The sequence below is a fragment of the Arcicella aquatica genome, from assembly GCF_034928825.1.
GTDB lineage: Bacteria > Bacteroidota > Bacteroidia > Cytophagales > Spirosomataceae > Arcicella > Arcicella aquatica.
This window is the reverse complement of sequence record NZ_JAYFUL010000005.1, coordinates 227,625-244,549: the sequence shown is the minus strand read 5'-3', so window position 1 is coordinate 244,549 and position 16,925 is coordinate 227,625. Positions and strand designations below refer to the sequence as shown.

12 protein-coding genes and 1 rRNA gene are annotated in these 16,925 nt (G+C 34.7%); 8 read left to right on the top strand and 5 right to left on the bottom strand.

What is annotated here, in order from left to right; translation table 11 throughout:
- Position 1 precedes the first annotated feature (1 nt).
- From rrf to VB264_RS04980, 3 genes are all read left to right on the top strand, one after another.
- Positions 2–113: ribosomal RNA gene (gene rrf / locus VB264_RS04990) — 5S ribosomal RNA — on the top strand.
- A 219-nt stretch (positions 114–332) separates the two neighbouring features.
- Positions 333–3,236, top strand: a complete 2,904-nt coding sequence (locus VB264_RS04985) for a response regulator (RefSeq protein ID WP_323247287.1) — start codon at positions 333–335, stop codon at positions 3,234–3,236.
- Positions 3,237–3,296: 60 nt separating this feature from the next.
- The gene (locus VB264_RS04980) at positions 3,297–5,522 is read left to right on the top strand and encodes a TonB-dependent receptor family protein (RefSeq protein ID WP_323247285.1); all 2,226 of its coding nucleotides are present in this window, start codon (positions 3,297–3,299) and stop codon (positions 5,520–5,522) included.
- 81 nt (positions 5,523–5,603) lie between these two features.
- Here VB264_RS04980 and namA read toward each other — a convergent pair whose 3' ends face one another.
- Both namA and VB264_RS04970 read right to left on the bottom strand, forming a co-directional pair.
- A complete protein-coding gene (namA, locus tag VB264_RS04975) occupies positions 5,604–6,674 on the bottom strand; it encodes an NADPH dehydrogenase NamA (protein WP_323247283.1) in 1,071 nt (356 codons plus the stop codon).
- A gap of 183 nt (positions 6,675–6,857) precedes the next feature.
- On the bottom strand, positions 6,858–7,016 hold the full coding sequence (locus tag VB264_RS04970; RefSeq protein WP_323247281.1) for a hypothetical protein: 159 nt from the start codon (positions 7,014–7,016) through the stop codon (positions 6,858–6,860).
- A 226-nt stretch (positions 7,017–7,242) separates the two neighbouring features.
- Between VB264_RS04970 and VB264_RS04965 the strand changes: the two genes are divergently transcribed.
- Both VB264_RS04965 and VB264_RS04960 read left to right on the top strand, forming a co-directional pair.
- Positions 7,243–8,013, top strand: coding sequence for an SDR family NAD(P)-dependent oxidoreductase (locus VB264_RS04965; RefSeq protein ID WP_323247279.1), 771 nt, complete (start codon positions 7,243–7,245; stop codon positions 8,011–8,013).
- A 168-nt stretch (positions 8,014–8,181) separates the two neighbouring features.
- Positions 8,182–9,318: a hypothetical protein gene (locus VB264_RS04960; RefSeq protein WP_323247277.1), complete on the top strand. Its 1,137-nt coding sequence runs from the start codon at positions 8,182–8,184 to the stop codon at positions 9,316–9,318.
- A 50-nt stretch (positions 9,319–9,368) separates the two neighbouring features.
- Here the strand turns inward: VB264_RS04960 and VB264_RS04955 are convergent, their stop codons facing one another.
- Positions 9,369–9,920 (bottom strand): DNA-3-methyladenine glycosylase I, encoded by a 552-nt coding sequence (locus VB264_RS04955; RefSeq protein WP_323247275.1) that lies wholly within the window; start codon positions 9,918–9,920, stop codon positions 9,369–9,371.
- Between the two features lie 87 nt (positions 9,921–10,007).
- A complete protein-coding gene (locus VB264_RS04950) occupies positions 10,008–10,877 on the bottom strand; it encodes a DMT family transporter (RefSeq protein WP_323247273.1) in 870 nt (289 codons plus the stop codon).
- Between the two features lie 497 nt (positions 10,878–11,374).
- Between VB264_RS04950 and VB264_RS04945 the strand changes: the two genes are divergently transcribed.
- The 3 genes from VB264_RS04945 to VB264_RS04935 all read left to right on the top strand — a co-directional run bounded on the left by VB264_RS04945 (position 11,375) and on the right by VB264_RS04935 (position 15,912).
- Positions 11,375–13,180 (top strand): tetratricopeptide repeat-containing sensor histidine kinase, encoded by a 1,806-nt coding sequence (locus VB264_RS04945; protein WP_323247270.1) that lies wholly within the window; start codon positions 11,375–11,377, stop codon positions 13,178–13,180.
- A 21-nt stretch (positions 13,181–13,201) separates the two neighbouring features.
- Positions 13,202–13,972 (top strand): LytR/AlgR family response regulator transcription factor, encoded by a 771-nt coding sequence (locus VB264_RS04940; protein WP_323247268.1) that lies wholly within the window; start codon positions 13,202–13,204, stop codon positions 13,970–13,972.
- A 236-nt stretch (positions 13,973–14,208) separates the two neighbouring features.
- On the top strand, positions 14,209–15,912 hold the full coding sequence (locus tag VB264_RS04935) for a hypothetical protein (RefSeq protein WP_323247266.1): 1,704 nt from the start codon (positions 14,209–14,211) through the stop codon (positions 15,910–15,912).
- Between the two features lie 67 nt (positions 15,913–15,979).
- On the opposite strand, the gene bla is transcribed toward VB264_RS04935, so the two are convergent.
- Positions 15,980–16,882 carry a class A beta-lactamase, subclass A2 gene (bla, locus tag VB264_RS04930; RefSeq protein ID WP_323247264.1) on the bottom strand — a complete coding sequence of 301 codons (903 nt, stop codon included), beginning with the start codon at positions 16,880–16,882 and terminating at the stop codon, positions 15,980–15,982.
- Positions 16,883–16,925: the final 43 nt, after the last annotated feature.

Here is a 16,925-nt window from a genome sequence, read left to right as displayed (position 1 = left end):
TTATGGGGTTGATAGGACTGGTGTTCACCTCTTCCCATCTCGAACAGAGAAGTTAAGCCCAGTTCCGTTGATGATACTGCAATCACATGCGGGAAAGTAAATAAACCCCAAAAATATTAGAACACCCCTTATTAATTAAATAATAAGGGGTGTTTTTGCATTTAGAGACTAACCTGAATTATAGTGTCCTTTTATCAATTTTCATTATTGATTATTTATACTTAATTAATAATGAAAATAACTTTGTACAAAACAATTATTTCATATTCTTTTGTAACGGAATTAAGCGCTTTGATTTTAGTTCTAATATCAATAATTAATCAAGTATTCTGATGAAAAACTTCTTTTTAGAAATTCAAAATTATCAGTACTTGCAAAAACAGAATAAAAACATGAATCAAAGAATGTATTATTTTGTTTTTGAGAATTATAATGTGAAATATAGCCTCCTTGCCTTTACTACTTTCTTCCTATCTTTCATCTCTTCACCTTTATTGGCAACGGAATATCATGCTAATAACGGGATTTTGGATTTAAGACAACATAACTTTAAAAAAGATAATACAGAGTTAAGAGGTCCTTGGGCATTTTATTGGAACCAACTATTAACTCCTCAGATGCTCGCTACTAAGCCTAAACCAAGTTATTATACCGATTTAACCAAAGTTTGGAATAAGCATGAGCAATTAAATATGCCTTATAAAGCTTTTGGAGTGGCTACGTATTCATTAAATTTGGTGATTGACCACAAGAGAAACCCTTCTTTAGCCTTCTTTCTGCCTGCTACTTACTGCACTTTTAACTTTTGGGTAAATGGAGAACTATTTGCTGTTAATGGAGTAGTTGCTAAAAATAAAGAACAGTACAAACCGCAATGGTTACCCATCCTTAGGAATTACTATGCCACAACGGATACGTTGAAGTTAGTCTTACAGATTGCTAATTTTGAACATTACAAGGGTGGAATTTCTCAAATGATTGTGTTGGGTGATTCTGAAATAATGCATGAGCAAAGAGAAAGAGAAATTGCCTCTGATTTGTTACTCGCAGGCGTATTGTTTATGGGTAGTCTATTCTTTTTTGGACTTTACTTCATGGGGCAACGCGACCGCGAAATTCTTTATTTTGCCCTCTTTTGCTTATTCTTTATTTACAGAATCGTTGGTGTAGATAAGCAATATTATTTGCATCATATCCTGCCTAATTTAAATTGGTATTTTTCAATCCATGTTGAATATTTTGCGATATTCTTCTGCATTTTTATTTTCACATTATTTCTTAAAGACTTATATCCCGACGAAACCAAAGATTATTTTATCAAATTTGTAAGCTTTTCAAGCATATTTTATATCGTTATATTAATGCTGACGCCAATTTCTTTTTTTACGTTGGCCTCTCAGTTATTCCTTTTTATTGTATTATTCTTTATCGTATATAGTTTTTATGTGGTGATTAGGGCAGTAATTAATAAACGTGTAGGCTCGAAATATGCTTTTTTAAGTTTTTTATCCTTAGGAATTGCTATTGGACTCACAATTCTTAGTTACCTAGAAGTATTAGATGCGTCACCATTTTACTTCATTTTTGGCTTTTTAGGCTTTATATTTTTTCAAAACCTGATTCTATCTTACCGATTTGCCTATTCTTTGCGAAAAGCTAAAGAACAAGCAGAACAAGGAGGACGAGCAAAATCTGAATTTTTGGCTAATATGAGCCATGAAATCAGAACGCCTTTGAACGGCGTAATTGGTTTTGTGGATTTATTGATGAAGACCAAACTAGACAATACACAGAAACAGTATATGTCTACGGTTTTCCAATCTGCCAACTCTCTATTAGATATTATCAATGATATTCTTGATTTCTCGAAAATTGAAGCGGGAAAACTAGAGCTTTCGATTGAACAATATGATTTATACAAACTGGGCGAACAAGTAGTGGATATTATAAGCTATCAGGCGAATGATAAAAAGCTAGAGGTATTGCTTAATATTCAGTCAGATATTCCTCGTTTTATTTGGGTAGATTCTATTCGCTTGCGCCAAGTATTGGTAAATCTTTTAGGAAATGCTGTGAAATTCACAAAGACGGGAGAGATAGAATTGAAAATTATGCTACTGAAAAGTGACTTGAGTGGTCATGCTAAATTTAGATTTTCGGTAAGAGATACAGGTGTGGGGATTGATCCTAAAAATCAAAAAAAGATATTTACCGCTTTCTCACAAGAAGATGCTTCAACTACCCGAAAGTTTGGCGGAACAGGCTTAGGCTTGACGATTTCAAATAAATTGTTGGGTTTGATGGGAAGTAAACTGCAAGTAGAAAGTCAGATGGGCATAGGCAGTACTTTTTACTTCGATATTTCGCTGAAAGCTGTAGAAGGTGATGCCGTAGAGCCGGATGCGTCTTTGGAGAGCATTAAAAATGTGTTGATAGTAGATGATAATGCTAATAACCGTATTATTTTGAAAGAAATGTTGGCATTGAAATCTATTCCTTCAGAACAGGTAGTAAGTGGTCAAGAGTGTATAGACTTATTAAGTGCTGGAAATCGTTATGATGCTATTTTGATTGACTACAAAATGCCTGAAATGAATGGTATTCAAGCTGCAAGAAAAATTAGAGAACAACTAAGATTATCTCCAGAGACTCAGCCAATCATGCTATTGTATAGCTCATCAGATGATTATGAAATTACAAAGGCATGTGAAGAGTTAGGAATAAAACAGCAATTAGTAAAGCCTATTAAAATACAACAATTATACAATGCATTGCATGAATTAATTAATAGCACAGAACCCGTAGAAGCGATTCAAATAGAAGAGCAACCCTCTGTTAAAATAGGAAATAGAATAAATAATATAACCATACTTATCGCAGAAGATAATCCAATAAATATGCTACTGGCTAGAACAATTTTTAGTAGATTGTTCCCAGAGGCTAAAGTAGTGGAAGCTGTTAATGGAAAAATTGCGATAGAAAAGTACAAGGAGTGTAATCCAGATATTATATTTATGGACGTTCAGATGCCAGAGATAGGTGGTTATGAAGCTACAAAAATTATAAGGGCATTGGAAAAACAAGAAAGAAGAGTACCGATTATTGCTTTAACTGCCGAAACTATTGTGGGTGAGAAAGAAAGATGTATGGAAGCAGGAATGGACGATTATATCACAAAGCCTGTATTAAAAGCAACAATAGAAAAAACAGTTTTGAAATGGCTACTAAAATATTAAACTAGACTAATTAAAAATTACATTCCGCATTGTTGGATAAAGTTATAAATTTCCATAATTTTGGAAAAAATTATAAGTAGATTAATTTTAGCCATCAATATGAAACATATTTTACTCTCCTTTTTACTATTCCCATCTTTGGCATTTAGCCAAAAGACTACTAGTGATTCAAACAAGGTTAAGCATCTCGACGAAGTAGAAGTAAAAGCTTTTAAACGTGATGAAAATAGCTTATTGCCTTTAAACGATGTTCATAATTCCTATATTTTCTCGGGTAAAAAGCATGAAGTAATTTCGGTTCAAAGTTTAAATGCAAATATATCAGAAAAAACTGGAAGACAAATTTTTGCAAAAGTAGCAGGCGCCTTTGTGTATGATATGGATGGTTCTGGAAACCAAATGAATATATCAACACGTGGACTAGACCCACACCGTAGTTGGGAATATAACGTTCGTCAAAATGGAATAATGACGAATAGTGATATTTATGGTTATCCTGCTAGTCATTATAGTGCACCAATGGAATCTATTCAAAAGATAGAAATTGTACGTGGTACTGCTTCTTTACAATATGGTGCACAGTTTGGAGGAATGATAAATTATGTAACCAAACAGGCTGATACGACTAAAAAAATATCTTTTGAAAGTATCAACTCAGTAGGTTCGTATGGGTTATTTAGTTCTTATAATGCGATTGGTGGTAAAGTCGGGAAATTGAAATATTATGGATATTTTCAGAAAAGAGTTTCAGATGGCTATCGTAAAAATGCACAATCCGATGCACAGTCGCAGTTTCTAGCCTTAGAATATGAGTTTTCATCTAAATTAAAAGCAAAAGCTGAAATCGGAAGAAGCCAATATGTTTTTCATATACCTGGTCCATTGACAGACGATATGTTTTATCAAGACCCACGTCAGTCAACCCGTAGCAGAAATTACTTTAGCCCAGACATCGTTGTCCCTTCATTATCATTTGATTGGAGAATTAATGAGAGTACGCAATTGCAATGGATAAACTCAGCCGTATTAGGAACTAGAAATAGTGTACAAATAGTAGCTTTAGCAAACGTTCCAGACGCCATTGACCCAGCGACAAACCAATATAAAAACCGTCAGGTTGATATTGACCATTTCAATAGTTATTCATCTGAATTGCGTTTAACAAAGTATTATAACATTGGCAACTTTAAAAATACTTTAGTCGGCGGGCTTCGTTATATCAACAATGATTTGAATCGTCAGCAATTAGGAAAAGGAACTACGGGGTCAGATTATGATTTAACATTGGTTGATCCAGCTTGGGGAAGAGATTTGCATTATAAAACACAAAATGTAGCGGTGTTTGTGGAAAATATATTTTATGTAACCCCAAGATTTAATGTTTCGCCTGCGTTTCGTTTAGAAAGTGGCACAACCAAAATGTCGGGATATATTAAATACTTAGCATCTGATAAAGTACCTAACAAGATTAAACATTCTTTTCCTCTTTTTGGTGTTAATTCGCAATACAAGATTAACAATAATCTTAAGGTTTATGGAGGTTGGTCTCAGGCGTATAGACCAGTTATTTTCTCAGATATTATACCACCAACAGCGTTGGACGTTACTGACCAAAATCTTAAAGATGCTTCGGGCTATAATGCTGAAATAGGTATCCGAGGAAATCACAAACAGATTTTACACTTTGATATTACTTATTTCCAGATTCAGTACGATAATAGAATTGGAAGTTTGATTTTACCAGATGCATCGGGAAATAACTTCGTTTATAAAACGAATGTAGGAAGTAGCTTGACCAAAGGCTTAGAAGTATTTGTTGAAGCAAAACCAATTAGAACAAAAACTACTGAGGTATCTATTTTTACAGCTACTTCATATTTTGATGCTAGCTATGTAAAAGGGTCTGTTACGTTGAGTGGTGAAAACAAAAGCATCGTAGGCAATCGTTTAGAGACTGTACCAAGATGGATTAGCAGAAATGGTGTAACTATTGCACATAAAATTGTAAGTGCTACGTTGCAATATAGTTATGTAGCAGATAGTTATTCAGATGCCCTTAATACCGAAAAGCCTAGTGCAGATGGTTCAAAAGGGTTAGTGCCATCTTATGGTATTTTAGACTTTAATACTTCGCTAAAAATAGCACCAAGCTATACGTTAAAGCTAGGTATCAATAATATTACTAACGAACAATATTTTACAAAACGCCCAACGGGTTATCCTGGTGTTGGTGTTTGGAGTTCAGATGGAAGAAGTATTGTGGCTACTTTGCAGTTTAAGATTTAAACATTGAGTTACTTAATTAATAAGGCGGGAATTTATTCCCGCCTTATTTTATTTTTGACGAGTTGAAAACTCGTTCTACTATTATCTGAATTTTCCTCTCTCATACTGCACTGGCCATTGTACATCTTTTTGCCCTAATTCAGCCGCCGCTCTTAATGGAAAATATGGGTCACGGAGTAATTCTCGTGCTAAAAAGATTAAATCAGCTTGACCTGTTACAAGGATTGATTCTATCTGAGCCGAACTAGTTAACAAACCTACTGCACCTGTAAGAATCCCCGTTTCTTTTTTGATATTTTCAGCAAAAGTCACCTGATAAGCAGGACCTACTGGAATTTTAGCAGTATGAATATTTCCCCCTGTCGAGCAATCGATTAAATCAATACCAAGATTTTTAAGAATAGCTGAAAGCTTGATAGCATCATCTTGATTCCAACCTCCTTCTGCCCACTCCGTTGCCGAAATTCTTACGAATAAAGGTAACGTATCGGGCCAAACAGTTTTTACAGCTTCAACAACTTCCAACAAAAAACGTATTCTATTCTCAAAACTTCCTCCGTATTCATCTGTACGTTGATTACTCAACGGAGATAAAAACTGATGAATCAGATAACCATGTGCTGCATGAATTTCAACAACGCTAAATCCTGCTTTCGAGGCTCTTTCAGCAGCGTTTTTAAAATCTATCACAATTTGTTGGATTTCAGCTTTTGTTAAAGCTTTGGGTAATCCATAAGTATCATTAAAAGGAATTTCGCTTGGAGCTACTACTTGCCAACCACCCTCGTCTATAGGTACTAATTTACTTCCTTTCCATTGTGAAGCTGTACTTGCTTTTCTGCCTGCATGGGCTAATTGAATACCTGCTTCGGCACCGTTTGCTTTAATGAAAGTCGTAATTTTATGTAAGCCTTCTATATGTTCATCTTTCCAAATTCCTAAATCATCGGGTGAAATCCTGCCTTCAGGTGAAGTAGCGGCTGCTTCAGTAATGACTAGACCTGCTCCGCCAACGGCTCTACTGCCTAAATGTACAAAGTGCCAATCGTTTGCAAAACCATCTATGGATGAATATTGGCACATCGGAGAAACAACGATACGATTCTTTAAAGTAAGCTCCTTAATTTTTATCGAACTAAATAATTGTGACATACGTAACTGAACGGTTTTAGAATGATGAATGAGTATGAAACTCTTTAATCATAATGTTCAATTGTATATCATAGTTCAAATTATCGTTGAAATTCGACTAAAGTTTAATCTTCAAAAACTTAAACCCAATAATTATTAACCAAATCAGCCATAGCGTACTTCCGATAAATCTTGCCAACGTAACTACTGGAAAAGTAGGAATAACGGTAGCAAATAATTCTGTTTGGGCATTACCTTCATTAATTGCAAAGCAGAGGCAATAAACCCTAAGTGCTTACTTATTTTGTTTTCTTCAATAAAATATTCATCCTTTTTGAATTCTTTTAAGAAAAAAGAATTCATGATAATCTCTAAATCTTCTTCCGAGAAACCTACGCCTTGAAAATAGTGCTTTAAATTTTCCCAAATAAAATTCGTTAAATAAGTACTGATTTTATTTTATGAAAATACAAGATTAAAATTTAATCCTAGTATGGGAATATGTTTTTTAACGAAGGATTTTGACTATTTTTATGAAAATACAAGCAGTTTATTTTAATAATTCTATCAACTAAACTTACAAAATACCATGTCAAGATTCTCAGGGAAAGTAGCTTTAATAACAGGTAGTAGTAAAGGGATTGGTCGGGCGATAGCCGTTCGCTTTGCCCAAGAAGGAGCAAACATAGTAATTAATAGCAGAAATGATGATGAGCACGTAGCCGAAACCAAGCGACAAATAGAAGCCACAGGGGCAAAAGTACATTTTATACAAAGTGATATTTCGAAAGTGGAAGTAGTATATGCCATGATTAAAGAAAGTGTGGAGGTATTTGGGAAACTAGATATTTTGGTAAACAATGCAGGCGTAGAGATTAATGCACCTTTCTGGGACGTAACTGAAAAAGACTATGATACAGTAATGAATATCAACTTGAAAGGTATGTTTTTCCTGACACAAGCTTTTGTTCGTTATATGAGAGAGAATAATGTAGTGGGTGTAATTGTGAATAATAGTTCTGTACACGAAGAGTTACCTTTCCCGAATTTTACGGCTTATTGTGCTAGTAAGGGAGCCATGCAAATGGTCATGAGGAATTTAGCGGTTGAATTAGGCCCTATGAATGTTAGAATCAATAATGTAGCTCCGGGAGCTATTCGTACACCAATAAATGCAGATTTATTGAGCAAGCCAGAATTGCTAGGAATACTACAAAACAATATTTCATTACGCCGTTTGGGTGAACCAGAAGATGTAGCAGGAGTGGTCGCATTTTTAGCGTCTGATGATGCAAAATATGTAACGGGCTCTACTTATTATGTAGATGGGGGACTTACATTTCATTATACAGAGCAGTAAATAGATGAGTTCATTGTTATAAATAGTCTAAGCCTAAGGTTTAGACTATTTTTTTAATTAAAGTTTTCTCCAAAACTAATTGATAGACACTTATGCTTCATAAGAGGAAATGAGCTATTTTTGCCAAAATTGATAGATATCATCTAAAATCCTAGAAATAAATAAAGCATGCAAGAAAACATTACAAGACTTATAGAAGAGGTGAAATCAAACACACTTCATAATAAAACAATATGGTGGATTGTATTTAGCTTTTTTTTATTTGTTTGGACAGTACAATTAAATCCACCTGTTAACACAGGAGATTTACACACAGGCTTGTGGGGAGTAATGTTGATGCAAGCAAAGGATATTACTAATAATGATTATTTAGGTAATGTGTTGTATGGCTATAATAGGGCTTTGAGGTTGACAGTACCTGTTATTATGAAACTTCTTTCTATCAGTAGCACTAAGCAAATGTATCTTATCCAATTACTGATAAGTTTTATTTTTCAGCTTCTTTTGGTAAAATTAGTGTATCGAATAAACAAAGGACATCTTATTAATACCGCCTTGTTTTGTATCGCTTGTACGTATTGTTATTTCAGTAATACTGCCACAGGCGATACCTTCGGTCATGCAGATACCTTTGCCTACTTGTTTATATTAATATCTATCTATAGCACCCAACCAATTATCGTTGCCTTTAGCTTGTTCTGTGCCATTTTTGCCAATGAACGAACATTAATTATAACCGTACCAGCTGTATGGTTTTGGTGGTTTTTGCAAGACCAAAAAAACAAAAAGTTGATGATATATGGTGCTGTTCCATTGGCGGTGATTGGCTATTTTATTGGGAAATACACCCTGTTAAGTCTGCCAAACTTTAAAACAAGCTTGCCAGACGACTTTAGCCTTGGCTACTTGTTGGGTCAGCATTCTTTTTTCAGTATATTCATCTTTACATTCAAAGGACTATGGCTATTTGTTTTTCTACTGATAGTTAGATTGAAAAAGATTCCTTTTTATTTAATCGTATGCTTGGTTTTTTCTGCTGCTGCTTTTGTAGTTGCCGACCAAACAAGGGGGATTTCTTTCCTTTTTCCATTGTTTTTACTGGTATTAAGCCAGCTTAATAAATTTGTGGATAAAGAAGAAATAAGTAAAATCACTATTTATTGCCTGATTGCGTGTGTTGCGATTCCTAATATTGTATTCTATGGGCATTATGAATTAAGACCTTCGTTTTTCTATATCATGCTTGAGAAAGTAATATTTATTCCCATTCAAGATATTGTTGCCAGTTTAGTAAACCATCCATAATGAGAAAGCAGGATGCAGAGATTTTTATAATAATCTCTGCGATATAATCTTTAAATCGTTTTTAACCACATCGGTTTAGTGGCTATTATCTCTTGATGGATAGCACAACTTTCGGAATGTGCGCCTAGTAAATATCCTGTACTCATTAAAAATTCATTCACAATCTCGCCACCTGTGAATTTAAAAGTCTTCTTAAAGATTTTTACCCATTCTTCTTTTGATTTTGGGTGATGGTGTTCCAACCATTTTTCGAATGAACCATATTCTTGTTGAAGTACTAAAATTGTTTTGGCATTTTCTATCGCAGCATTTATTTTTAGGCGATTGCGAATAATTCCTGCGTCCGCCAATAACCTTTCGCGGTCGGTTTCTGTATAGGCGGCTACAATTTCAATGTTAAAGTTATCATAAGCCTTTCTGAAAGATACTTCTTTTTTTAAAACAGTTTCCCAACTCAGTCCTGCCTGATTTATTTCAAGTACTAGTCTGCAAAACAGCTCGTTATCATCGTGTATAGGGAAACCATACAGTTTGTCGTGATAAGCTTTGTGTAAAGCTTTTCTATCTTCCGACATAAATTCTATTGCATTACAATATGACATAAATAATTGTTTAGCGTATTGATATATAGTGCTTTAATTTATAGAAGGATGTAGCGTATTTTGAGTTTCAAAAATCATTAGTCATTTTTACTCAGCAACCTCAGAATTTTCTTTCTTACCTAAATACAAACCTACAATTACTAAAATTGTCCCAATTACGGTATAAATAGTAATAGGCTCGTCAGTAAGTAGGGATGCATATAAAAAGCCAAAAATAGGGCATAAAAACAGCCATAGAGAAGCCCGTGTAGGTTCAACTTTTAATAAGAATAACCAAAGTTGGATAGCTAAAATAGAAACAGGAATCACTAGCCAAAGAATGGAAATCCAGAATTTTGTATCAATAGTATTGAGACTTGCTTCATAAAAATAAGAAGTAAAAGGTAGTAATACCAACCCTCCGAATAATACTTGCCAACCATTGATGCTTAATCGAGGTAATGTCCAGTTGATGCTTTGATAGTAAACCGTTCCTATTGAATAGCATAACATGCTGAATGTTAATAACATTACTCCGAAAGGGGTAGCATAGGCTTTTAATAATAAAGGATAAATAGCGATAGCTACGCCCCCTAAGCCTATAAAAAGTCCTGCCCATATATTCCAAGTAATTTTTTGTCGTAACCACACAGCATTTAAAACACTTATTATAAGTGGGCAGGCGGCACTACCCAATGTACCAATGCCTGCTGTAACGTGTTTCATCGCAAAAACAAAAGCACTTGGATAAATAGCCATACTCAACACTCCACATATTATTAGCGGAAGCCATTCATGCTGTTTGGGGAAACGTGTTTTATTAATCAGTAATGATACTGCCAACATTATCAATGCAGCAATAAAGAAACGAGTAGTGATTAATAAAAGTGGTTGAGCAACTTTTAAACCTATTTTTGTAGCAACTGAGCCAGAGCCCCAAAGGGCTGCAAAGAATAAGCCTGCTAATATTTTTTTCATTGTATTGATTCTTGATAGAAAAGGTTTTTAAGATTCGCTATTGTTGTCAATTGAGCAAGGATTTCAACATACTAATTTACATGGAAGACTTTATCTTTTCTATTTGTCCAGGTGGATATTGAGAATCTATTTGCATTTTTATTTACACAACACTTGAAATTACGAAATATTTTAAGCTTCGTTTTTTTAAAATAATAATATTTCTATTGTTGTGTCAGTGATATATTTGTATGACAGAAGATTATAATAAAATATTGAATGTAAAGAGAGTAGCAGATAGTATTTTATTGAATTATGAAGAGGTAAGTAAATGATTTTTATTAGCATACATAAAACTCTCACTTACATCCCTAAACAGGTTGTTTAAATACTTTGATTTGTATTATTTCAATTATTGTCCATACATTAGTATCATAATTTTTCATTATTAACTTGTTATGTGTGTAATCGAATATAAGGTTTGAGATACTGTTTTGTTAGGTTGCCATTGCTCAATTATGTTTAAAAAGACGATTTACTATGCTTTTATATTAGTACTATGCCTTTGTGCCTCAGGTTATGGTCAAGGAGGCAATACAAAAGGCAACGAGGCAGCGTACAAAAAAGGGCTTAATGATTTAGTGACACAATTGCGTAGGCTTAATAATGATTCTTTGTTATTAATTGTGAAGAATCTTAACGATTTTCATGCTGTATATCAAGATCAGGCTTCGTTAGTGTATGCATCTTTGGGTCAAGCCCATTATGAGCACTTAAAAGCTAACCATGTTGGGGCTATGCGTTATGCAATTAATGCTTTGAACAGTGCTCATCAATATAATGTAAAAGAACCGATGGCAGAAATATATATGCTGATAGGTAATTTACATAAAGAAAATACCAATTACCCTATGGCATTTGAGGCTGCCGGAAAGGCGTTGCAAGTTGCCAAGTTGAATAAAGATACATTGCGGATTATTGGTGCAATGGGGCTATCAGCCATGTTTAAAAGAGGATATGTAAAGCATTTTGGTCTTTCGATAGTTGCTGATAGTAGTATTTATACCCAATTTGAGGCCTTGAAACTAGCAGAGTCAAGCCCTAAATATGAACGTGAACGAGTAAGCTTTTATCATAATATTGCCCAACATTATAAAGATATGGGGGATTATGATAAAGCAATTATGTATGCTGAAAAAGGCATAGCCTTGGCAACGGCGCTCAATAAAAAAAGATCATTGACGTATGGCTACTGTTGGCTAGGCGAAGCATATTATCGCAAAGGCAATCGTGCTCTTGGAACAAAGTACATTGAAAAAGCTATTAGCATTAGCATAGAAATTAAGCAACCATATCGCACGATGGAGCTTTATGAAACAATGGCTAACTGCTATAGATCATCTGGTGATTTAAAGAAGGCAATCCCTTTTATGGATAGATACTTAGAGGTTCATGATTCGCTGAATGTGCAGAATAATGAAAAGCTGATGGGAGAATTGCAGATTAAGTACGAGAGTAGTAAAAAAGATACAGATTTAGCTTTAATGCACCAAGCATCGGAGCTAAAAAGCAAACAGATGCAATGGCTGATTGCGGGTATTATTATTTTTATGCTACTCAGTTCTACGCTTGTATATTCTTATAATGTTATTCGCAAGAAGAATAAGACCTTAAATGATAAAAATATAAAAATCAATGAGCAAGCAGAAAAGTTACAAACTTTAATGCAAGAGTTACATCATAGGGTAAAAAACAACCTGCAAATTGTATCAAGCTTACTTACTTTACAATCAAATCGAATGGCAGATGATGATGCAAAGCAAGCCCTTGATGTGAGTAGACAAAGAATTGAAGCCATGTCAATTATTCATAGTAGCCTTTATCAGCAAGATAATGCCAACATGGTTAATATGAAGGAATTTGTGGCGGTATTGTTGAGTAGTATCTTGGAGAGTTTTGGTATAAATCGGGATAAGATTGATGTTTCTGTAGAGATAACTATAGATGATATTAACGTAGATGTAGCTATGCCCCTTGGCTTAATAATGAATGAATGGATTACCAATATCTTTAAGCATGCCTTTAAAAACTGGGAGGGAAGACCTTCAATCGTTATTGCTATCAGTCAAACGGCAACATCTATTCAATTAAAAATTAAGGATAATGGGATTGGTATGCCTCAGTCGTCATGGGATAACCCTACGGGTTCTTTCGGAGTAAAGATGATAAAAATGTTGATTAAGCAAATAGCAGGTCTACCAAATATTTTGGATGACAACGGTACAACATTTGAATTGGAGATTCCATTAATTACAACCAAATGAATCACTAACACACCATAATTTATGCATACCCAAGTTAGTATTTTAATTGTAGAGGATGAGGGTATAGTAGCCCTTGAATTACAAGAGAGCCTTGAGCAAGAAGGATTTAAAGTTGTGGCAATTGCAGACAACGGAAGAGAGGCTCTTGAAATACTTAAAGGTGAAGACGTAGATTTGATTTTATTGGATATCCACATCAAAGGAGATTGGGATGGTATCGAAACAGCAACACAGTTGAGTGTTTTTAAAAAGATTCCTTTTATCTATGTTACTGCTTATTCTGATAATAGCACATTTGAAAGGGCTAAGGCTACGATGCCTTCGGCTTATTTAATTAAGCCTTTTCGTATTCATGACTTGCGCAAAGCCATTGAATTAGCGATGTATCATTTTTCGCAACAACAACCATCTGTAGTAGATGTACGCGAAAAAGTTGCTACTAAAAAAGAACCAACAGAACAGGAAGGTATTTTGCATTTTAACAATGCCATCTTTATTAAACAGAATTATAAATATACCAAAGTGTCTTTTGAAGATATTCAGTATTTAAAAGCTGATGGCAACTATACCTATATTCAAAGCACTGAAAAACGATATGTTATAAAAAACTCCTTACAAAATGTAATTGATATTTTTAATACGGAAAGGTTTGTGAGAATACACCGATCATATGCTATTAATGTAAATTATCTTACTGCATTTAATGAAAATATGGTTCATCTTGGAGATGAAGAAATTCCGATTGGTCGAAACTATAAAGATGTATTTTTTCAATTGTTTAAACAGTTGTAATGCTATTCTATTGCCACTTTTATAAGTACTGTACTTGTCCCTAAGAGTTTTGATAAAGCAAAAAGTATAATAGGCTTTTGATGCTACATAATCCTCAGTAATTGTAGATAAAGTGCCTTCCCAATGTCACTAAAACCGATTTTAACACTCTAATGATAAATTACAGCAAAGTGCCTAAGCTTTTGTAATTAGTTGTTGTACTTATGAAAATAACTCTTACTCTAATTAAATCTTTTTTGGAGAGATGCTACTATGGTTGTGTAATACTGTTCATCGTTGTTTCAACCCTTATACCAGCTTCTGCTCAGGATTTTTCAAATATTCGAGGGCAAAAGCCTGTGAGCCTTAATGGTACTTTTGAAAGCCGTGGGACTTTTTATGATGCGAGCGGTATCGCAAATCGCCGTCAGCCGTTTTCGTACCTGTTCAACGTAGCAGCTACGTTAAATATTTATGGATTAAGTATTCCTTTTTCGGGTACGTATAGCGAAGCCGACCGATCTTTTAGGCAGCCCTTTAACCAATTTGGTATTAGCCCTACCTACAAATGGATTACCTTGCATGGGGGGTATCGTAATATTGACTATTCGCCGTATACACTAGGCGGACACACAATATTGGGGGGTGGGGTAGAACTACACCCTGGCAAACTGCGCGTAGGATTTATGTATGGAAAGCTCAACCGTGCTACTACGATTGATACCACAACACAAGCCTTAGTTCCTTACTCGTTCTCTCGAACGGCTTATGCAGGTAAAATAGGCTATGGTACCGACCGTACTTTTTTTGAACTAAGTTATTTACAGGCCAGAGATGATAGTACGACGGTCTCTCGTAAAGATGTAAAAGCAGACCAATATATAGCACCAGCCTCAAATAATGTATTGGGTTATAATACGCGCATTACCTTTTTCAAAAGATTAACGTTAGAAACAAGAGGAGCCGTAAGTGTTTATACTCGTGACCTTAATTCGCCTATTGCTATTGCAGAAGATAGCAAAGCGGTTCAAGACATAAGAAAATATATTGATGTAAATGGCACTACCGAATTTTACACTGCACTAGATGCCTCACTAAATTACCGTGCTAAAAACTATAGACTTAAAGTTGACTATAAACGTGTTGACCCTGAATACAAAACAATGGGTTCATATTTCTTCAATTCAGATGTTGAATCATGGACGTTTGGACCTAGCCTGAATATCTTTAAAAACAGATTGAGAATAAGTGGTAGTTTAGGATTTCAGCACGATAATTTACTGAATCAAAAACGGTCGACGAATAAACGAATTATCGGTTCTGGTAGCCTAAGTCTAGATATCTCTCAGGCATTTGCATTGGATATGAATTATAGTAACTTCTCGAACAATCAGATGCCTAATACATTGCGTTTATATCCAGATTCATTGCGTATTGTGCAAACTACCCAAAATGCCACTGTTTCGCCACGTTATACGATTATTAAGCCTACTATTATTCAGACTATCAGCGTTTCGGCATCCCAAAATCAACTCAGTGATTTTAACCAGATAATTACTAGCGGAGAAGCGTCAAACAGAACGATTGATACAAAGCAATACATGGCTAACTATTCAATTAATTTCCCGAAAAAGAGCATGGGTGCTTTTGTAAATGTCAATAGAACAGAACTAACCAGTACGGTATTAAACAATACTTATCAAGGGGTTACGGTGGGCTTTTATGGTACATTCATTAAAAAATTACAGGTTAACGTGAATAACTCGTTGACACAAGGCATTACGGAACAAGGTAAAAGTTTACTCATGAGTGCTACAGGGCTTGTTAGCTATAATATAACCAAGCGACAACAATTGAGAACAGCGCTTTTCTATACCTCTAACAAACCAACGCCAGGTTCTAGTCAGACAAGTTTTAATGAATTTAGAAACGAGCTCAGCTACATCGTTAACTTCCGTTAATAGGATAAATAGATAGTAAAAAAGGCTTACCTGCACAGATAAGCCTTTTTACGTTTAGCATGAACAACTATTTTTTGCTCTTATTGAGGTAATAATCCCAAACTAACTTCGAAATATCGGCAATGATTTTTTCATTAGTTTGCTCATTCTCCTTAGAGTTTGCTACATAAAAACAAATAGCAAAATGTTTGCCATTGGGTAAAGTTACAATGCCTATATCGTTGATTGCGGAGGTTATTCCTGCTTGATTAGTGCCAGATGTTCCTGTTTTATGAGCCACTATTGTTCCTGAAGGTAACTGAGCTTTGATTCTGTTTTTACCCGTTGAAGTTTCAACCATGATTTTCCATAAAAAATCATGACTTTTCAGAGATAGCATTTTTCTTTCATAAAGCTTTTTAAGCAATGCGATGGTCGCTTGTGGGGTAGTCCAGTTCAAAAACTGTACATCCCAATCTTTATGCATGGCTTCTTCGTTTGCCACAATTGCTACATCTTTTATCCCAATACTGTGGAGGTATCGATTAGCTACCTTTTCTCCCCCGATAAGTCGGAGTAATATATCACACCCATTATTATCACTTTGAGAGACAGTATAACCAAGAATTTTAGCTAAAGAAACATTTACATTGCCATTAGGATAATCTTCTCTCAGCGGACTCCATGTGTCGGGTAATAAATCACTTTTTTTGATAAAAATATTTTGAGTTAAACTAAAGCGTCCTTTATCAACTTCATTCAAAACCGCCAAAGCAATATGAAATTTAAACACACTTTGCATCGGGAAATGCGTGGTATTATGAATGCTTAATGTATCCTTATCTTCAAGACCATAAACAGCTAGCCCTACAGTAGCTTTTTTTGTTTGGAGAATTTGCTCAATTTTTGCCTTTAAAGCACTTTTTTGCCCGAAAATAGTAGCCGAAACAACCGAGCATAAGAATAAAGTAATGAGGAATATTTTGTTCATGAGAGAATTAAAATAAGTATCTAAAAAAGGGTTTGTTAATCTG

Bases quoted from the DNA above. Each gene is read 5' to 3' on its own strand.
- VB264_RS04985 (WP_323247287.1), top strand. From the start codon at position 333: ATGAAAAACTTCTTTTTAGAAATTCAAAATTATCAGTACTTGCAAAAA.
- namA (WP_323247283.1), bottom strand. From the start codon at position 6,674: ATGTCACAATTATTTAGTTCGATAAAAATTAAGGAGCTTACTTTAAAG.
- VB264_RS04970 (WP_323247281.1), bottom strand. From the start codon at position 7,016: ATGAATTCTTTTTTCTTAAAAGAATTCAAAAAGGATGAATATTTTATT.
- VB264_RS04965 (WP_323247279.1), top strand. From the start codon at position 7,243: ATGTCAAGATTCTCAGGGAAAGTAGCTTTAATAACAGGTAGTAGTAAA.
- VB264_RS04960 (WP_323247277.1), top strand. From the start codon at position 8,182: ATGCAAGAAAACATTACAAGACTTATAGAAGAGGTGAAATCAAACACA.
- VB264_RS04955 (WP_323247275.1), bottom strand. From the start codon at position 9,920: ATGTCATATTGTAATGCAATAGAATTTATGTCGGAAGATAGAAAAGCT.
- VB264_RS04950 (WP_323247273.1), bottom strand. From the start codon at position 10,877: ATGAAAAAAATATTAGCAGGCTTATTCTTTGCAGCCCTTTGGGGCTCT.
- VB264_RS04945 (WP_323247270.1), top strand. From the start codon at position 11,375: ATGTTTAAAAAGACGATTTACTATGCTTTTATATTAGTACTATGCCTT.
- VB264_RS04940 (WP_323247268.1), top strand. From the start codon at position 13,202: ATGCATACCCAAGTTAGTATTTTAATTGTAGAGGATGAGGGTATAGTA.
- bla (WP_323247264.1), bottom strand. From the start codon at position 16,882: ATGAACAAAATATTCCTCATTACTTTATTCTTATGCTCGGTTGTTTCG.